At 38.3% G+C, this 16,550-nt stretch carries 15 protein-coding genes; 7 read left to right on the top strand and 8 right to left on the bottom strand.

Annotated features, from left to right (window positions below; genetic code table 11):
• Nucleotides 1-27 precede the first annotated feature (27 nt).
• Genes V7D82_RS00370 through V7D82_RS00360 form a run of 3 tightly spaced genes read left to right on the top strand, consistent with a single transcriptional unit; the run spans nucleotide 28 to nucleotide 3,752 of the window.
• Entirely contained in the window at nucleotides 28-2,289 is a 2,262-nt protein-coding gene (locus V7D82_RS00370; protein ID WP_333598984.1) for a LysM peptidoglycan-binding domain-containing protein, read from the top strand.
• Between the two features lie 38 nt (nucleotides 2,290-2,327).
• The gene (locus V7D82_RS00365) at nucleotides 2,328-3,299 is read left to right on the top strand and encodes a DUF4837 family protein (protein WP_333598983.1); all 972 of its coding nucleotides are present in this window, start codon (nucleotides 2,328-2,330) and stop codon (nucleotides 3,297-3,299) included.
• Between the two features lie 6 nt (nucleotides 3,300-3,305).
• Complete coding sequence (locus V7D82_RS00360; RefSeq protein ID WP_333598982.1) at nucleotides 3,306-3,752, top strand: GNAT family N-acetyltransferase; 447 nt, start codon at nucleotides 3,306-3,308, stop codon at nucleotides 3,750-3,752.
• On the opposite strand, the gene V7D82_RS00355 is transcribed toward V7D82_RS00360, so the two are convergent.
• From V7D82_RS00355 to V7D82_RS00325, 7 genes are all read right to left on the bottom strand, one after another.
• Nucleotides 3,753-4,565, bottom strand: a complete 813-nt coding sequence (locus V7D82_RS00355) for an OmpA family protein (protein ID WP_333598981.1) — start codon at nucleotides 4,563-4,565, stop codon at nucleotides 3,753-3,755.
• A 1-nt stretch (nucleotide 4,566) separates the two neighbouring features.
• On the bottom strand, nucleotides 4,567-6,204 hold the full coding sequence (locus V7D82_RS00350) for a S41 family peptidase (RefSeq protein WP_333598980.1): 1,638 nt from the start codon (nucleotides 6,202-6,204) through the stop codon (nucleotides 4,567-4,569).
• A 67-nt stretch (nucleotides 6,205-6,271) separates the two neighbouring features.
• Nucleotides 6,272-6,658 carry a ribonuclease P protein component gene (gene rnpA / locus V7D82_RS00345; RefSeq protein ID WP_333598979.1) on the bottom strand — a complete coding sequence of 129 codons (387 nt, stop codon included), beginning with the start codon at nucleotides 6,656-6,658 and terminating at the stop codon, nucleotides 6,272-6,274.
• A 3-nt stretch (nucleotides 6,659-6,661) separates the two neighbouring features.
• Nucleotides 6,662-7,075: a hypothetical protein gene (locus V7D82_RS00340; protein WP_333598978.1), complete on the bottom strand. Its 414-nt coding sequence runs from the start codon at nucleotides 7,073-7,075 to the stop codon at nucleotides 6,662-6,664.
• 74 nt (nucleotides 7,076-7,149) lie between these two features.
• Nucleotides 7,150-9,033: a M1 family metallopeptidase gene (locus V7D82_RS00335; RefSeq protein WP_333598977.1), complete on the bottom strand. Its 1,884-nt coding sequence runs from the start codon at nucleotides 9,031-9,033 to the stop codon at nucleotides 7,150-7,152.
• 46 nt (nucleotides 9,034-9,079) lie between these two features.
• On the bottom strand, nucleotides 9,080-10,657 hold the full coding sequence (locus tag V7D82_RS00330) for a S8 family peptidase (RefSeq protein ID WP_333598976.1): 1,578 nt from the start codon (nucleotides 10,655-10,657) through the stop codon (nucleotides 9,080-9,082).
• Between the two features lie 72 nt (nucleotides 10,658-10,729).
• Nucleotides 10,730-11,590, bottom strand: a complete 861-nt coding sequence (locus V7D82_RS00325) for an MBL fold metallo-hydrolase (protein WP_333598975.1) — start codon at nucleotides 11,588-11,590, stop codon at nucleotides 10,730-10,732.
• Between the two features lie 141 nt (nucleotides 11,591-11,731).
• On the opposite strand from V7D82_RS00325, the gene V7D82_RS00320 reads away from it, so the two are divergent.
• From V7D82_RS00320 to sufD, 4 genes are all read left to right on the top strand, one after another.
• On the top strand, nucleotides 11,732-12,061 hold the full coding sequence (locus V7D82_RS00320; RefSeq protein ID WP_333598974.1) for a HesB/IscA family protein: 330 nt from the start codon (nucleotides 11,732-11,734) through the stop codon (nucleotides 12,059-12,061).
• Between the two features lie 16 nt (nucleotides 12,062-12,077).
• Entirely contained in the window at nucleotides 12,078-13,526 is a 1,449-nt protein-coding gene (gene sufB, locus V7D82_RS00315; protein ID WP_333598973.1) for a Fe-S cluster assembly protein SufB, read from the top strand.
• A gap of 30 nt (nucleotides 13,527-13,556) precedes the next feature.
• Nucleotides 13,557-14,309 (top strand): Fe-S cluster assembly ATPase SufC, encoded by a 753-nt coding sequence (gene sufC, locus V7D82_RS00310; RefSeq protein WP_333598972.1) that lies wholly within the window; start codon nucleotides 13,557-13,559, stop codon nucleotides 14,307-14,309.
• Nucleotides 14,310-14,379: 70 nt separating this feature from the next.
• Nucleotides 14,380-15,696 carry a Fe-S cluster assembly protein SufD gene (sufD, locus tag V7D82_RS00305; protein WP_333598971.1) on the top strand — a complete coding sequence of 439 codons (1,317 nt, stop codon included), beginning with the start codon at nucleotides 14,380-14,382 and terminating at the stop codon, nucleotides 15,694-15,696.
• A gap of 40 nt (nucleotides 15,697-15,736) precedes the next feature.
• Here sufD and V7D82_RS00300 read toward each other — a convergent pair whose 3' ends face one another.
• Nucleotides 15,737-16,429, bottom strand: a complete 693-nt coding sequence (locus V7D82_RS00300) for a hypothetical protein (RefSeq protein WP_333598970.1) — start codon at nucleotides 16,427-16,429, stop codon at nucleotides 15,737-15,739.
• Nucleotides 16,430-16,550: the final 121 nt, after the last annotated feature.

Below are 16,550 nucleotides of genomic sequence, written 5' to 3'. Positions count from 1 at the left end.
CTCAAATACCACTTTATAATATTGATTATGAATTTGAAAAAAATAACAACCTTAGCAGTATTTCTGGTTTCCACGGCAATTTTTGCTCAGGATGACTTAAGTATTACACCGTTTAAAAAAGACTTAACCAACAAACAAGTTCTAGATTCTATCAAAGCTACTTTTGTTCACGACAACATAGCATCCTGTATTGATAGCCTGTGGATGAAAGAGTTGGCCAGTTTAGACTTGTATAACGAATTGACACTTGACATCAAAAACATCAATGTGGATGAAAAAGTAGATTACGAATTGCCAACCGCATTGTTGAAAGAAAGATTAAAGAAAATGGACGAGAAATCGCCTTTCAATATCGAGTGGAATCAAGGTTTGGAAAACGTAATCAAATCGTTTTTAAAGAATAGAAAAAAATCTTTTGAAAGATTAATGGGTATTTCTCAGTTCTATTTCCCAATGTTTGAAGAGTCATTAGCCTCCCAAAATATTCCATTAGAAATTAAATATTTAGCCGTTGTAGAATCTGCTTTGAATCCAAGAGCAGTTTCCAGAGTAGGCGCAACAGGTTTGTGGCAATTTATGTACCAAACCGGAAAACAGTACAACCTGAACATCAATTCATATGTGGATGACAGAAACGATCCACTGAAATCAAGTAATGCTGCTACGCAATACATGACCAATATGTACAAAATTTTTGGCGATTGGGACTTGGTGTTAGCTTCTTATAATTCAGGACCGGGGAATGTGGCAAAAGCCATCAGACGTTCAGGAGGACAACAAAATTATTGGAATATTAGAAAATATTTACCAAAAGAAACACAAGGGTACTTGCCGGCATTTTTGGCTACTATGTACATCTTTGAATACCATAAAGAACACGGGATTAAACCAGACAGAGCCATTGCCAATCATTTCGCAACGGATACCATCATGATTAAAAACGCCATGACTTTCAAACAAATTTCAGAGTTGTTGGATGTTCCGGTTGCTGAATTGCAGTTCTTAAATCCGTCGTATAAAAGACAAGAAATTCCTTTTATCACTGGCGAACAACATTTTTTAAGATTACCAATCGATAAAATTGCGGTGTTTACTTCGAATGAAGATAAGATATACGCTTATGTGCAATACGAAGCCAGCAAAAGAGAAAGACCCTACGAAAGTATGTTAGCCACAAGAGATTCTATTGGTGGTGGTTCTTCGGTATCAAGAGTGAAATACCACAAAGTGAGGCGTGGTGACAGTTTGAGTGAGATTTCTTCTCAATATGGTGTTGCGATGTCGGATCTTAAAAAATGGAATCATCTGAGAAATAGCAAAGCTCCTGTAGGAAGAAAACTGAAGATTTACACCACAGAAGCTATTGCTTCCAACGATAAGAAAATGGTTAAGCCGGATACAATTTCGGTAAAGGAATCAACGGCTTTGGCTTCGAATACCTCAAAAATATTTAAAGAAGAAAAAGTAGTTTCGTTTAAAGATGTAGTGAAATACCACAAAGTTAAAAAAGGAGACAACCTTGGTGAAATCTCAGATAAATACGGAGTTGCTGTAGCCGATGTCAAAAAATGGAACCACTTAAAAGGAAGTAACATTCCGTTAGGAGCCAATATAAAAATCATCAAAAACGAAAGAGTAGTTACTGTAGTTAGAAAAGAAGTTAAAGGAAACAAACCGGCTTTAGATGCGAAAACCGAAACAGCTGTAGCATCTAACGATACAGATTCAGAGGCTACTGAAAACCCAAAAGACTACTACCAAGTACAAAGAGGTGATAATCTATTTAGCATTGCCAAAAAATTCAATGTTAGTTTAGAAGACTTGAAAAAGTGGAATAATCTGGATGATTTGAACGTGCAGCAAGGTTCTAAATTAGCATTGGCCAATACCGCTGAAGAAGCTAAAGAAGACGAGCCAAAAACCGAAACCAAAATCGTTGAATACAAAGTTAAAAAAGGAGACAATCTTGGAAGTATAGCCCGTAAATACAATGTGGCTGTTACCGATATCAAAGAATGGAACGATATGGAAGACAACAATGTTAAATTAGGAGCTTCGCTTATTGTTTCCAAAAAAGAAGTAGCAGTTAACGAACCAAAATCATCTAAAAAAGAAATCATAGCCGCTAACGAAAGAGACGAAGTAAAATTATACTACGTGAAAAAAGGAGACTCTTTGTTCAGCATAGCTAAAAAATATCCTGGCGTTACCATTTCTGATATCAAAAAATGGAACGGAATTAAAAACGAAAGTTTAAAACCGGGAATGAAATTAAAAATTAACGGTTAATCCGAAAATCTTCAATAAATTTGGGTTTTATTTCAGTTATGAATAAAACCCTTTTTTTATGGCTTTTAGGCTCAGTATGCCTGAGTTCTTGTACGTTTAAAAACAACAAGTTTCCCGACGAATCTTCCGCTGCCATCAATACTATTGCCGTAATCATAGATGACCAACTCTGGAATGGCGAAGTGGGCGACAGCATCCGGAATAAATTTGCCTCACCGGTTTTGGGCTTGCCACAGGAAGAACCTTTGTTTTCCATCAATCAATATCCGGTAAAACTTTTTGAAGGCTATTCTACCGACAGCCGCAACATCATCATCATCAAAAAAGACATCGAGAACAAATTCGAAATCAAAGAAAACGAATTTGCCTCGCCACAGAATGCCATTCACATCTCGGGCAGAACTGCTTTTGAAATATTGGAAATTTTAGAAAAGAATACGCCGGCCATCATTCAAAAAATGCGCGAAACGGAGATTCTACAGGAGCAAAAAACGTTCAAAGATTCGTTATTGGATACCAAAAAAATCCAGAAAAAATTCAACATCAATTTGCTGATTCCCAAAAAATACGAATATGTGATGCGCCGGAAAAATTTCATCTGGCTCAAAAAAGAAATCACCAGCGGTAACAACAGTCTGATCATCTATGAAATTCCATGGAAAAGCATTCGCCGCAGCAATGCTGTGAAAGACATTATTAAAATCAGAGATTCCGTAGGGAAACTTTACATTCACGGTTCGGCAAATAAAACGATAATGGTTACCGAAGAAGCTTATTCTCCTTACTTCTCAAAAATAACTTTGGATGGTAACAAAGCTTATGAAACCAAAGGAACCTGGCAAATGAAAAACGACTTCATGTCGGGACCGTTCATTAACTACGCAATTTTTGATAAAGCCAATAGGCGTATCTTGGTTTTAGAAGGATTTTGCTATGCACCTTCCAAAGAAAAACGCGATTTGATGTTTGAATTGGAAGCCATGATTAAGTCGATTCAAATCAAAAAATAAGAACTCATGAATTTAGAATGGAAAATAAAGCGATTTGAGGCACTTTCTGGTAAAGAGCTTTATGATTTGCTGCAATTGCGCAGTGAAGTCTTTGTGGTGGAGCAGGATTGCGTCTATCAGGATATTGACGGCAAAGATCAGAAAGCATTGCACTTGATTGGCGAAGATAATGGTCAAATTGTGGCGTATGCCCGTTTGTTTAAAGCTAATGATTATTTTGAACAGGCTTCCATTGGAAGAGTCGTGGTGAAAACAACGTACAGAGATAAAAAATTAGGGCACATCCTGATGCGCGAAGCGATTTACTTTATGAAGTCGCAGCTTGATGCCACAAAAATCACCATTTCGGCACAGTTGTATTTGAAGAAATTCTACGAAAGTCACGGATTTATTCAAACCAGCGAAATGTATCTCGAAGACGACATTCCACACATTGAAATGAAAAGAGGCTAATTATACTTTTGAGATAACCAATTCTACTCTTCGGTCATATTCGGCGCCTTTGCCAAGTGGCACGGTATTGCCATATCCTTTGAAAGTCATTCGGTCTTTTGCAATTTTCTTCCAAATCAAATATTTGTAAACGGCCTGAGCACGATTTACAGAAAGTTGTCGTTTCTTGGTGTCCATATCAATGGCTTCTTTCTGATAAGGAGGCGTGCAACACACATGGCCCTGAATTTCGAATTGCAGGTTTTTGTATTTCATTAATAATTTGGCAACTTTATCCAATTCTGTCTTGGTCTTATAAGTCAATTTACTGCTGCCTCGGTCAAATAAAACATTGTCAAGATAAATATGGTCGCCAACGATATGATGTTTTTGAATGCTGTTGTAGTAGCCCGGAATTTCTATTTTTGGTAAGGGTTTTAAATTCAACACCACATCCACCCGACGGTTTTTAGACCGTTTTTCCGGAAGATTCTCTACAATATCATCATCAATCAAGATCCTTCCTTTGCCTTCAATGGTGATAATGACTTTGTTGGTAATACCATTTTCAATAAATTTATTTTGAATGGCCGTGGCTCTTTTAGTGGAAAGTTTGTAGTTATAAGCATCTTTCCCGACATCATCAGTATAGCCAAAAATCTGAATGGATTCTATTCGGGTGGAATCAGTTTTTTTGATAAAATCAACCACTTCACCCACTTGTTTTTCGTTCAGAGCATACTTGTCGAAGTCAAAATAAACAGAGTGAACCACTTCTTCCTGTGCCTGAAGAAACCCAAAAAATAGTAAGGGCAGGTATTTTAATAACTTCATACTAAATTTTTAAAATCTTATTATAACCGGGCTTGTCATTTAATACCTCGACAGCCTTTTTGATTTCGAAATTATTTTTGATATAATACTGATATAATCCTTCCTTGTACTGGTATCTTTTGATGATTTCGTCTAAAAGCAAATTTTTAATTTCGGTTTTATTTTTATCAATCAGCGTTTCTTCACTTTTCTCTAAAGCCGAAAGCAGTTGTTGGTATTCCACCGTAATGGCTCCATCAACATTTTCTTTTTTGGCTTTTTCCAAAGTGTTTTTCAAAGCAATCTCGGTTTCCGTATCTAATGAGATTTTTTCGCGTTTCAGATACGCTTTAAAATCAGCAATGTCAGCATCGGTAATCGTTGGAATCTTATCACCCAAATTTGGATTTTTGTAATAGTAGTAAGTAGCGTAATTGAAGATTCCGTCATTTTTTTGCAGGGCTTCAGCTATGGCACTGGTTTTGGTGTTTTCTAAAACCACATCCGGCAAAATACCACCGCCGTCATAAACCGTTCTTCCTTTTTTGGTTTTAAACGCATTGTAATTTTTGGCATCGGTTCGGATGGCTTTTCCGCCGGCATCTTTATGGGCATAATCCAACGCCTGAATACATCTGCCCGAAGGTGTGTAATATTTGGCAATCGTAACCTTAACCTGAGTATTATAGACCATATCAAACGGACGTTGCACCAATCCTTTTCCATAACTTCTGCTGCCAATAATCACAGCGCGGTCTAAATCCTGTAATGCTCCCGAAACAATTTCCGAAGCCGAAGCACTCTTCCCATCTACGATTATAGTCAACGGAATCTCGGTGTCAACGGGTTCGCGAGTGGTTTTATTGGTGTTGTTGTATTTGTTGTTTTTCGATTTGGTGGTTACTATAGTCTCTCCTTTGGGCACAAATAAACCGCAAATATTTACCGCTTCGTTCAACAATCCTCCAGGGTTTCCGCGCAAATCTAATACGATTTGTGTGGCACCATCGGCTTTCAGTTTTTCAAGCGCTTCTTTAGTGTCCGAAAAAGCTTTGGCATTGAATTGCGACAAGACGATGTAACCGGTTTTATCATCAATTTTTCCATAAAACGGCACGGCTTTTACCTCTACTTCATCCAAGACTAATTGCGTTGTCATGGGTTTTCCCTGGCGAAAGTATTTGATGTCAATTTTAGTGTTTTTAGCCCCTTTCATCAGTTGGGAAGCATCGTCTTTAAAGTCGGCCAAAAGCACGTCGCCAATTTGTGTAATCTCATCTCCGGCTTTCAATCCGGCTTTGTCTGCCGGAAATCCTTTGTACGGTTCCTTGATAATGATTCGGTCGTCTTTGCGTGTAATCAAGGCGCCAATTCCGGTGTATTCTCCGGTGTTGTTAATTTTGAATCGGATGACGTCCTGCTCGTTGAAATAATTGGTATACGGATCTAAATCAGCCAGCATGCTTTTGATGGCTTTGTCCATCAACTCCGCCGGATTGGTTTCATCAACATAGTTTTGATTGATGGTTTTGTAAAGTGTGGTGAAGATTTCTATTTGTTTCGAAATTTCGAAGAAATCGTCTTTGAAACTTACGCCGATAAAGAGGAATACGCTCAGGATTACCGGTATATAATATCTTTTTTTGAGGGATGACAACATGGTTTTTTCTTTAAACAAGTTAACGAATATACTAATTTACTTCAAACGAATCGGATTCCGTTTTTAGTTAACATTTTTTTTCTTCCTGAAGCACTTTCACAAATTTTTCGAAAAGCTGAATGGTCTTGTCATTGATTTCCTGATAAGACAGTTTGTCTTTGGTTTGATAGAAAAACATCATACAATATTTGGCTTCTAAATTAGCCACCAAAAGCGACTTGTTCAACCGGTAACATTCTCTCAAAACGCGTTTGAAATAATTGCGGTCGACGGCATTTTTAAAATGCTTTTTGGAAACGGAAACGCCAATTTTGAGCGGAACATTTTCTTCAAAATCATGCTGCACATACACCAAACGCAATGGAAATTTGCTCACTGATTTGCCCTCGGAAAAGAGCAGATCAATGATTTTTTTGCTTTTGAGTTTTTCGGCTATCGGATAGGAATTATCCATGAATTATTTGTCGTTGTAGATGTTGTAAACGAATTTCACTTCGTTATAATTGACATAAATCTGCATTCGGTTGTTTTCCTTTTTCTTGGTGATTATAAAAATTTTGCACTTAGAAAACTTATTATCCACGCACTCAAAAGGAACAATATTGGTTTCTTCCGTATCTTCAATTTCTCCGTAAGCTTTGATTTTAAACGATTGAATTTCGGAAGAATTGATGGTAATCAAATCTTTTTTGGCATCAAGCGTTATCAGCACATTGGCAGCCACAAAATCAGACCATTCATTCCACGTTCCGTCATTTTTTTTATCGGTAAAACTAACGCTGCTGGTTTTGAATCGAATAGGTTGGGCATAACTTTTTTGAAAACCCAAGCCAATAACTAGCAAAAGAAATAGCATTTTTATGTTCTTCATAGTGACAAATATTTGTGGTAAATCTACAAATTCTATTCCAAAAAAAAAGCGAACCCAAAAGTTCGCCTTTTTATTTATTTCTGCTCAAAAACATTATTCTCTGGTTTAACATCAGCCATTAAACCACTTGGATCAATGGTTATTTTTTTAATCTCCGTTTTTGCTTTTGGAATTTCGAAAAAGTAATTTGGATAGGCCCAAGCCCAATCAGGTAAAACGGTTCTTTTACTTTCCGGTGTTGGATTTTCTTTTTCAAAACTCATCATGCGCAGCGGGATATAGAAGCTTTCTTTAGTACCATCGGTATATTCTACCAGGATATCCATCGGCATAGGAGTTCGCCCGATTCTTTCTAAAGTAACACCGGTTCTTTGTACGCCATCGGTGGCACTTTCTACATTTTTTATTCCGTAATCAATCGTATTGATGGTTGCTGTCCAATCGGTTAAATACCAATCGAGATTAGCTCCCGAAACGCGTTCGGCTGTGCGCTTAATGTCATTAGGCGTTGGGTGTTTGAATTTAAATTCGGAATAATAGCGTTTAAGGGTTTTTAGTACGTTGTCTTTACCGATCAGATATTCCAATTGGGTTAAGAAAAGCTCGCCTTTGGTATAAGAAGCTACACTATAACTTTTATTTTCATCATAACGGTCGCCATGCGTAGAAAGTGGTTGTTCTTTGCCCGAGTTGACTAATTTCACATAAGATTTATAAGAAGGCTCGAAAGGATTGGCTACTTTCTTTTCGGCAATTTCATTCAAGGCTAAATCTTCAATATAACTCGTAAATCCTTCATCCATCCATGGATGTTTGCTTTCGTTGGAAGCCAAAATATGTTGGAACCAAGAATGACCCAACTCATGGGTTGCTGTACCCACAATTCCTTTTAAAGTGCCGTTGCCCAGCATTAAAGTACACATGGCATACTCCATTCCGCCATCGCCACCCTGAATAAAGGAGTATTGTTTGTACGGATAATTACCTACTGTTTTATTGTAAAAATCCATTACTCCTGCCATAATAGGTTGCGCGTTTTTCCAATTGTCAATGATTTTGGAATTGTTGAGGTAAAGGAAATGCAAGTCCACATCATTAGGTCCTTTAATCACATCGTGAATGTAATTTTTATCGGCAGCCCAGGTAAAGTCATGTACATTGGGCGCATAGAAATGCCAGCTTAGTGTTTTTTGTTTTCTGGGAATGGTAACGGTTACTCCGGCATCTTGATAATTATAGCCAATTTCATTTTTGTTCAGTAAATAACCACTTCCGCCCAAAATATATTTTTTATCGATAGTGATAGTCACGTCAAAATTACCCCAAACACCATGAAATTCTCTTCCAATATAAGGGTCAGCATGCCATCCTTCAAAATCAAATTCGGCGATTTTCGGATACCATTGGGCCATTGAAAGCGCAACACCTTCCGAATTATTACGCCCGGAACGTCGAATCTGCACCGGCACTTGTCCGTCAAAATCTAAAGTAAAAGTGGTTGATTTTCCGGGAAAAATAGGTTGCGCCAAATCAACCTCTAAAATGGTGCTCACTTCTTTGGCTTGGGCCGTAACACCATCCTGCTTGAAGTTGGTAATCTTCAGATACCCAATTTCATCGGGTTGTAATTTAGCAATGCGACTTTCCTTAATTTCTTTGCCGTCCACTTTGGTTTTGGTAACCATTCGGGCATCGGGGTCGGCAATATTTTGTACCCGACTATCCATTTCGCTTCCCGGCTGAAAGGCATTGTTGTATAAATGATAAAACACCCGGCGCAAGGTATCGGGTGAGTTATTGGTATAAATTAATTCTTGTTTGCCTTTGTATTGAAAGGTTTTGACATCCATAGTCACATCCATTTTATAATCGACATGTTGTTGCCAATACCTATTGGATTGTGCTAAAGTGAGGGAAACATTCAGGAAAAGAAAACCAAATAAAAGGGGATGCTTCATAATTGAGAAAAAGTAAAAAAACGGAAAGTTTCGACTTCCAATACGTTTATAATTTAGGATCGTTTTTTGTTTTGTTCGACATTTCGTCTGCCAGTTTTAAGGCATTGTAGGCATTTACCAGTTTTCCGGAAACACAAGTTTTTGAGAATGGTATTTTTTCACCATTTTCACCAACTTCTACCTCAAAATTCAACGGTGTGCCGGATTGCAGGATAATTTGTTTTACCTGACCGGCTTTCAAATTTGGATAATAAGAACGGATTAAAGCAGCCACTCCGGCAGTGTTGGGCGATGCCATTGAGGTTCCTTGTTCGTATTTGAATTTGTTTTGCGGCACAGTAGCATAAATTTTGACACCCGGTGCAAATATATCAACGTTTTGGGCACCATAATTTGAAAAATCAGCCACAATTTTTTCGCCATAATTGTAGTTGATAGCACCAATAAACAATACGTTATCGGCTATTTCTGTTTTTCCATCTTCGGTATCTGCCGGGAAAGTAGGATTAACATCAATGTCTTTGCTGTCATTTCCGGCAGCAAGAACCACTAAAACATCTTTACTTTCGGCATACTTTATAGCATCCCAAACCCATTCTTTGTGCGGAGAATAATCTTTTCCGAAACTTCCGTTAATCACTTTGGCGCCGTTATCCACGGCATAACGAATGGCCAAGGCAATGTCTTTGTCGTATTCGTCTCCGTTGGGAACCGCTCTGACCGGCATGATTTGAACATTGTTGGCCACGCCATCACCACCAATACCGTTGTTTCTGATTTGAGCAATAATTCCGGCCACATGAGTTCCGTGCAGGGAGTCTTTTCGGTCTTTAGAATAGACCACATTGTTGCCGTATTTCTTGTTAGTAATGTCGTCCGGATTATCCCCAACTATTTTTCTGCCTTCAAAATCTTTGTTCAGATTGTAGTTGAGTTCGTCGTAAATGTAGTCTTTGTATTCCTGAAGTTCCTCTCTAAAGCCACTTCCCACATCAGAAGCATAAGCTAACAACATAGCTTTACTTTGGTACAAAGAAAATTTTACAGAAGCTACTTGTTTCAGTTCTTCCAATGTGTAGTCGTCTTTTTTTAGATACTCCCGAATGGTTTTATCGGCATTCCACAACAGGTCAACGATTTCTTTTTGCGACATGGTTTTTTGATATCGTATGTCATAATCTGCCAATGCCTTTTTATAAGTTTCAGAACCATCATCACCTTTTTTCAGAATACGAACCAACTCTAGGTTTTCATTGTTGGATTCACCGAGAAAATTCCAGCCGTGTACATCATCAACATAACCGTTTTTATCGTCGTCTTTTCCGTTGTTTGGAATTTCTTTTTTGTTGGTCCAAATAGCGCCTTTCAGATCGGGTTGCGTAATATCAACTCCGGAATCTATGATGCCGACGATTACTTTAGTGCCTTTTTTGTTTTTCAAAAGTTCGGCGTAAGCCTTGTCCACACTCATGCCGGGAATGCTGTCTTGTTGCAAATCAAGATGACTCCATCTTCGCAATTGCTGTTCCGTTAAGGGTGCTTTTTTGACAAACTTTTGATCGGGCGCTTGTGCTAATACCGACAAGGAGAACAAGGATACTAATAGAAATGGGAAAATTTTCATAGTAAATCATTTAATTTCAATACTTAGGCGTAAAATTAAATGCTTTTGTTACAGCTAAAGCCACTATTAACACTACTTTAATACATCTTCACAACTGAAAACCTTTTTCAAACGAATGCCTTTTTCGGTGTTTTCTACCGTGATGATTTGGTTGTGAGCATCATGCTCGAGCCAGAGGTAGTAATTGTTTGCAACAGCCGTATGTAGGAATTTAGATTTTTCCGGTAAAGTCAATAACGGTCTGGTGTCATAGCCCATTACATAAGGCAGCGGCAAATGTCCCGCCGTTGGAATTAAATCCGCACAGAAAACAATGGTTTTGCCTTCGTATTGAATGTGTGGTAACATCATTTTTTCGGTGTGACCATCCACATAAAAAATCCCGAATCCCAATTCTTCTGAAACGCCAAAATCACCTTCCGGTCTTTTGATAAAATTCAGCTGGCCGCTTTCCTGCATGGGTAAAATATTTTCGGAAAGAAAAGACGCTTTTTCACGCGCATTCGGCTTAGTAGCCCATTCCCAGTGATTGTCATTTGTCCAGAATTTGGCATTTTTGAAAGCCACTTCATAACCGGTTTTAGCGGCGTTCCAATTCACACTGCCGCCACAATGGTCAAAGTGCAGATGCGTCATAAAAACATCCGTCACATCATCGCGGTGGAAACCATATTTCGCCAAAGAACCATCCAACGAATGTGTGCCCCAAAGTGAATAATAACCAAAGAACTTCTCCGATTGTTTGTTGCCCATTCCGGTATCAATCAGGATTAAGCGGTTGCCGTCTTCTATCAGCAGGCATCTGGCTGCAATGTCAATTAAATTGTTGTCATCTGCCGGATTGGTTTTGTTCCAAATGGTTTTGGGCACTACGCCAAACATGGCACCGCCATCTAGCTTAAAATTTCCGGCTTCTATTGGGTATAGTTTCATTTTGAAATCTTTTTACAAATTTATTGAATTAAAAATCATTTTTTTCTATTTGCACATTAGTTATAAAAATGTTAGCCATAGTAGCAAAAACAGATATTTGTGTTAACTTTGCCTGTTATTTAGACAAAATTAAAATAAGCTATGATTAAAGTTTCAGATACAGCCAGCAAAAAAATCATCGATATGATGAAAGATGACGGTTTTGACGCTGCCCAGGATTACGTGCGAGTAGGCGTAAAGAGTGGAGGTTGCTCTGGTTTGTCGTATGAATTAAAATTCGACAAAGAGCTGGGCGAAAACGACAAAGTTTTTGAAGATAACCACGTGAAAATTGCCGTTGAAAAAAAATCATTTTTATACTTAGCCGGAACCATTTTGGAATTTTCGGGCGGATTGAACGGAAAAGGATTTGTATTTAACAATCCAAATGCTTCCAGAACTTGTGGTTGCGGAGAGTCGTTTTCACTATAACATTTAAACCAACAAAATGTCAAAATACACCGAAGACGATTTAAAAATTGAACTCGAAAACAAAGAATACGAGTACGGATTTTATACGAATATAGAGTCTGATACCTTTCCTATTGGCTTAAACGAAGACATTGTTCGCGCTATTTCTATGAAAAAAGAAGAGCCACAATGGATGACCGACTGGCGTATTGAAGCCTTTCGTGCCTGGCAGGAAATGATTGAACCGGAATGGGCGAACGTGCATTATGAAAAACCAAACTTTCAAGCCATTTCGTATTATTCAGCTCCCAAAAAAGTAGATCCAAGTAAAACCCTGGATGATGTTGATCCGGAGCTTTTGGCGATGTACAAAAAGTTGGGCATCTCCATCGACGAACAAAAAATGATGAACAATGTCGCTATGGATATTGTAGTCGATTCGGTTTCGGTAGCTACGACTTTCAAAAAAACATTAGCCGAAAAAGGGATTATTTTCTGCCCGATTTCGGAAGCGATTAAAGAACATCCCGAATTGGTTCAAAAATATTTAGGAACTGTTGTTCCTCAAAAAGATAATTTTTATGCAGCGTTGAACTCAGCCGTTTTCTCAGATGGTTCGTTCTGTTATATCCCGAAAGGCGTTCGTTGCCCAATGGAATTATCAACGTATTTCCGTATCAACCAAGCCGGCACCGGTCAGTTCGAAAGAACTTTGGTAATTGCCGATGAAGATAGTTACGTTTCGTATCTGGAAGGTTGTACCGCACCAAGTCGTGATGAAAATCAATTGCACGCAGCGGTGGTAGAACTTATCGCAATGGATAATGCCGAAATTAAATATTCTACCGTTCAAAACTGGTATCCCGGAAACAAAGAAGGGAAAGGCGGAGTTTTCAACTTCGTAACCAAAAGAGGCTTGTGCGAGAAAAACGCAAAAATCTCCTGGACACAAGTAGAAACCGGTTCTGCCGTAACTTGGAAATATCCTTCCTGTGTGCTGAAAGGCGATAATTCGGTGGGTGAATTTTATTCGATTGCCGTGACTAATAATTTCCAGCAGGCCGATACCGGAACCAAGATGGTGCATTTGGGTAAAAACACTAAATCGACTATCATTTCCAAAGGAATCTCAGCCGGAAAATCACAAAACAGTTATAGAGGTTTGGTGCAAATTGGCGCCCGCGCTGAAAACGCCCGTAACTTCTCGCAATGCGACTCGTTACTAATGGGAAATAACTGTGGAGCGCATACCTTTCCGTACATCGAAAGTAAAAATTCTTCAGCCAAAATAGAACACGAAGCTACGACTTCCAAAATTGGGGAAGACCAAGTTTTCTATTGCAACCAACGTGGTATTCCAACGGAAAAAGCCATCGCGTTAATCGTAAACGGTTTCAGTAAAGATGTATTGAACAAGCTGCCAATGGAATTTGCCGTAGAAGCTCAAAAATTATTGGAGATTTCGTTAGAAGGTTCAGTAGGATAATCATAAATCAGAATAAAACACATTTAAAAAATGTTACAAATAACAAACTTACACGCTTCTGTTGAAGACAAAGAGATATTAAAAGGCATCAACCTTGAAGTAAAAGCAGGAGAAGTGCACGCCATCATGGGACCAAACGGTGCCGGAAAAAGTACACTTTCTTCCATCATTGCCGGAAATGAAAATTATACGGTAACCGAAGGCGAAATCCTTTTGGAAGGGGAAGACATTTCCGAATTGGCACCAGAGGAAAGAGCGCACAAAGGAGTTTTCCTGTCGTTCCAATATCCGGTAGAAATTCCGGGTGTTTCGGTGACTAATTTTATGAAAACGGCCATCAACGAAAGCCGCAAAGCCAACGGAAAAGAAGAAATGCCGGCCAATGAAATGCTGAAACTCATCCGTGAAAAATCAGAATTATTGGAAATTGACCGCAAGTTTTTATCGCGTTCGTTAAATGAAGGTTTTTCAGGTGGTGAAAAGAAAAGGAATGAGATTTTCCAAATGGCCATGTTGGAACCAAAATTGGCCATCCTTGATGAAACCGATTCAGGATTAGATATCGATGCTTTGAGAATCGTAGCCAACGGCGTAAACAAATTGAAAAACGAAAACAACGCGGTGTTAGTAATCACCCACTACCAACGTTTGTTAGACTATATTATTCCTGATTTCGTTCACGTTTTAATGGACGGAAAGATTGTAAAATCGGGCGACGCTTCTTTGGCGCTTGAACTTGAGGAAAAAGGATACGATTGGATTAAACAAGAGCAAGAAGCTTAAAATAGTATTCAGTTCTCAGTAGTCAGTATTTTAAAGCTGGTAACTGCGACTGCGACTGTAAACTAAAAAAATGGAACTAAAAGAAAAACTTATATCTTCCTTTATGGCGTTTGAAGAGCAAATCGATGTTCATTCTGAACTTCACGATGTGCGTACTTCGGCCATCAAAAACTTTGAAAATAAAGGTTTTCCAACTAAAAAAGAGGAAGCCTGGAAATACACTTCGCTGAATGCTATTCTTAAAAATGATTATTCGGTTTTTCCAAAACATGAAAATGCTATTGAATTTGCTGATGTGAAGAAGTATTTCCTCCACGAAATTGACACCCACAAAGTGATTTTTGTGGACGGAAAATTTTCTTCGTTTTTATCGGCCACCACACACGATGGTTTGGATGTTTGCTTAATGGCCTCGGCCTTAAATAAACCCAAATACAAAATGGTGATTGATGAATATTTCAACAAAATTGCCAGCAAAGAAGAAAGTTTAACAACTTTGAATACGGCTTTCGCCAATGAAGGTGCCTACATCAATATTCCGAAAAGCAAAGTGGTGGAAAAACCAATCGAAATCATTTATTTTTCGACAGGACAGGAAGATGCCTTGATGGTTCAGCCAAGAAACTTGGTAATTGTTGGCGAAAATGCTCATGTACAAATTATTGAAAGACACCAATCGCTAAACGAGAATCCGGTGCTGACCAATTCGGTTACTGAGATTTTTGCCCAAAAACGCGCCATTGTTGATTATTATAAAATTCAAAACGATTTGCAATCGGCCAACCTGATTGACAACACATATATTTCGCAAAAACAGGAAAGTAGAGTTTCAGTACACACCTTTTCTTTTGGTGGCAACATCACCAGAAACAACCTGAATTTCTACCATTTTGGTGAAAGAATTGACTCAACCTTAAAAGGAATTACAATTATTGGTGATAAGCAACATGTGGATCATTATACTTTGGTAAACCACTCAACCCCAAATTGCGAAAGCCATCAGAACTACAAAACCATTTTGGCCGATAGTTCAACAGGTGTTTTCAATGGTAAAATTTACGTAGAAAAAGAAGCGCAAAAAACCGATGCTTTCCAACAAAACAACAACATTTTATTGGGCGACAAAGCCACCATCAACGCCAAACCACAATTAGAAATCTTTGCTGATGATGTAAAATGTTCCCACGGGTGTACCATTGGACAATTAGACGAAACGGCTATGTTTTATATGCAATCCCGAGGCATTCCAAAGAAAGAAGCCAAAGCGTTGTTGATGTATGCCTTCTCTAACGAAGTGATAGAAAGCATCAAAATCCCGGAATTGAAACAGCGAATTACCAAAATCATCGCCATGAAATTAGGTGTGAATTTAGGATTCAATTTATAATAAAAAAGGGTGTCAAATGGCACCCTTTTTTATTGCAATATTAATGCAGTTCATAACTGGTTAAATACCTTGTTTTTGTTATATTATCAACCGTGCTTGTTTCGGTTTCTTTAATTAGGCCAATGTCTTTTGCAAGCCAATAGTCACTATGAATAGTATTAATTTGTCCATTTGAATTTACCACTATGTCCATTTTCATTTTGATGATGTTATTATACGGAACACCGCCTAATGTTTCACTCACGTCTCTTGCTGTTATGGTACCCTCATAGGTGATTTGTGCGTTAAAACTCCCCGAACCACTACCGCCCGAATAAGTTACTTTCGGTGATGCCGCACCATGCCAGCTTTCACCAACAGCAAGATCGTCCCTGAAAACCTTCACTTCATAAGGCTCTATCACAATGGTAGTGGAACCCTGATTTTCAGTAGTAGTGCCTGCTTTTTGATAATAACTAGCTCCTTTTTTAGTCATCCAATTTGGGATGGATAAATCGCTATTGGTATCAGTCATTTCATAATAAGTCACTCCGCCAAAGGTTGTAGTTCCTATTATTGTCGCTACGGTATTGGTAGTACCATCGGTATAATTCCATTTGTTGTTTACCGCCATTGGGAAATAATTTCCGGTTGTTGTCCCGTTGGAATCTCCCGAAGAATCACTGCTGCAAGATGAAACAACTAATCCAGTTACAACCAGCATAACTACTCTGATTAAATTGATTTTTTTCATGGTTCTAGTTTAATTGGTTTATTCAAAAGTAAGATTTTTTTCTAATTTGTCAAATTTCTTTTTTGGCGGTTTTTGTTTTCATTGAATTCTGTATATATTTGGTTCTCATTAAAATAGCATG

It is taken from the genome of Flavobacterium sp., assembly GCF_036741995.1.
Lineage (GTDB): Bacteria > Bacteroidota > Bacteroidia > Flavobacteriales > Flavobacteriaceae > Flavobacterium.
Note: the sequence above shows the minus strand (reverse complement) of the source record. Positions and strands in the feature narration are given on the sequence as shown.

What these genes read in the sequence shown, in the direction of transcription:
- V7D82_RS00320 (WP_333598974.1), top strand. Translation starts at nt 11,732, where the DNA reads ATGATTAAAGTTTCAGATACAGCCAGCAAAAAAATCATCGATATGATG.
- V7D82_RS00340 (WP_333598978.1), bottom strand. Translation starts at nt 7,075, where the DNA reads ATGAAGAACATAAAAATGCTATTTCTTTTGCTAGTTATTGGCTTGGGT.
- V7D82_RS00365 (WP_333598983.1), top strand. Translation starts at nt 2,328, where the DNA reads ATGAATAAAACCCTTTTTTTATGGCTTTTAGGCTCAGTATGCCTGAGT.
- V7D82_RS00335 (WP_333598977.1), bottom strand. Translation starts at nt 9,033, where the DNA reads ATGAAGCATCCCCTTTTATTTGGTTTTCTTTTCCTGAATGTTTCCCTC.
- V7D82_RS00300 (WP_333598970.1), bottom strand. Translation starts at nt 16,429, where the DNA reads ATGAAAAAAATCAATTTAATCAGAGTAGTTATGCTGGTTGTAACTGGA.
- V7D82_RS00325 (WP_333598975.1), bottom strand. Translation starts at nt 11,590, where the DNA reads ATGAAACTATACCCAATAGAAGCCGGAAATTTTAAGCTAGATGGCGGT.
- V7D82_RS00370 (WP_333598984.1), top strand. Translation starts at nt 28, where the DNA reads ATGAATTTGAAAAAAATAACAACCTTAGCAGTATTTCTGGTTTCCACG.
- rnpA (WP_333598979.1), bottom strand. Translation starts at nt 6,658, where the DNA reads ATGGATAATTCCTATCCGATAGCCGAAAAACTCAAAAGCAAAAAAATC.
- sufC (WP_333598972.1), top strand. Translation starts at nt 13,557, where the DNA reads ATGTTACAAATAACAAACTTACACGCTTCTGTTGAAGACAAAGAGATA.
- V7D82_RS00330 (WP_333598976.1), bottom strand. Translation starts at nt 10,657, where the DNA reads ATGAAAATTTTCCCATTTCTATTAGTATCCTTGTTCTCCTTGTCGGTA.
- V7D82_RS00360 (WP_333598982.1), top strand. Translation starts at nt 3,306, where the DNA reads ATGAATTTAGAATGGAAAATAAAGCGATTTGAGGCACTTTCTGGTAAA.
- V7D82_RS00350 (WP_333598980.1), bottom strand. Translation starts at nt 6,204, where the DNA reads ATGTTGTCATCCCTCAAAAAAAGATATTATATACCGGTAATCCTGAGC.
- sufD (WP_333598971.1), top strand. Translation starts at nt 14,380, where the DNA reads ATGGAACTAAAAGAAAAACTTATATCTTCCTTTATGGCGTTTGAAGAG.
- V7D82_RS00355 (WP_333598981.1), bottom strand. Translation starts at nt 4,565, where the DNA reads ATGAAGTTATTAAAATACCTGCCCTTACTATTTTTTGGGTTTCTTCAG.
- sufB (WP_333598973.1), top strand. Translation starts at nt 12,078, where the DNA reads ATGTCAAAATACACCGAAGACGATTTAAAAATTGAACTCGAAAACAAA.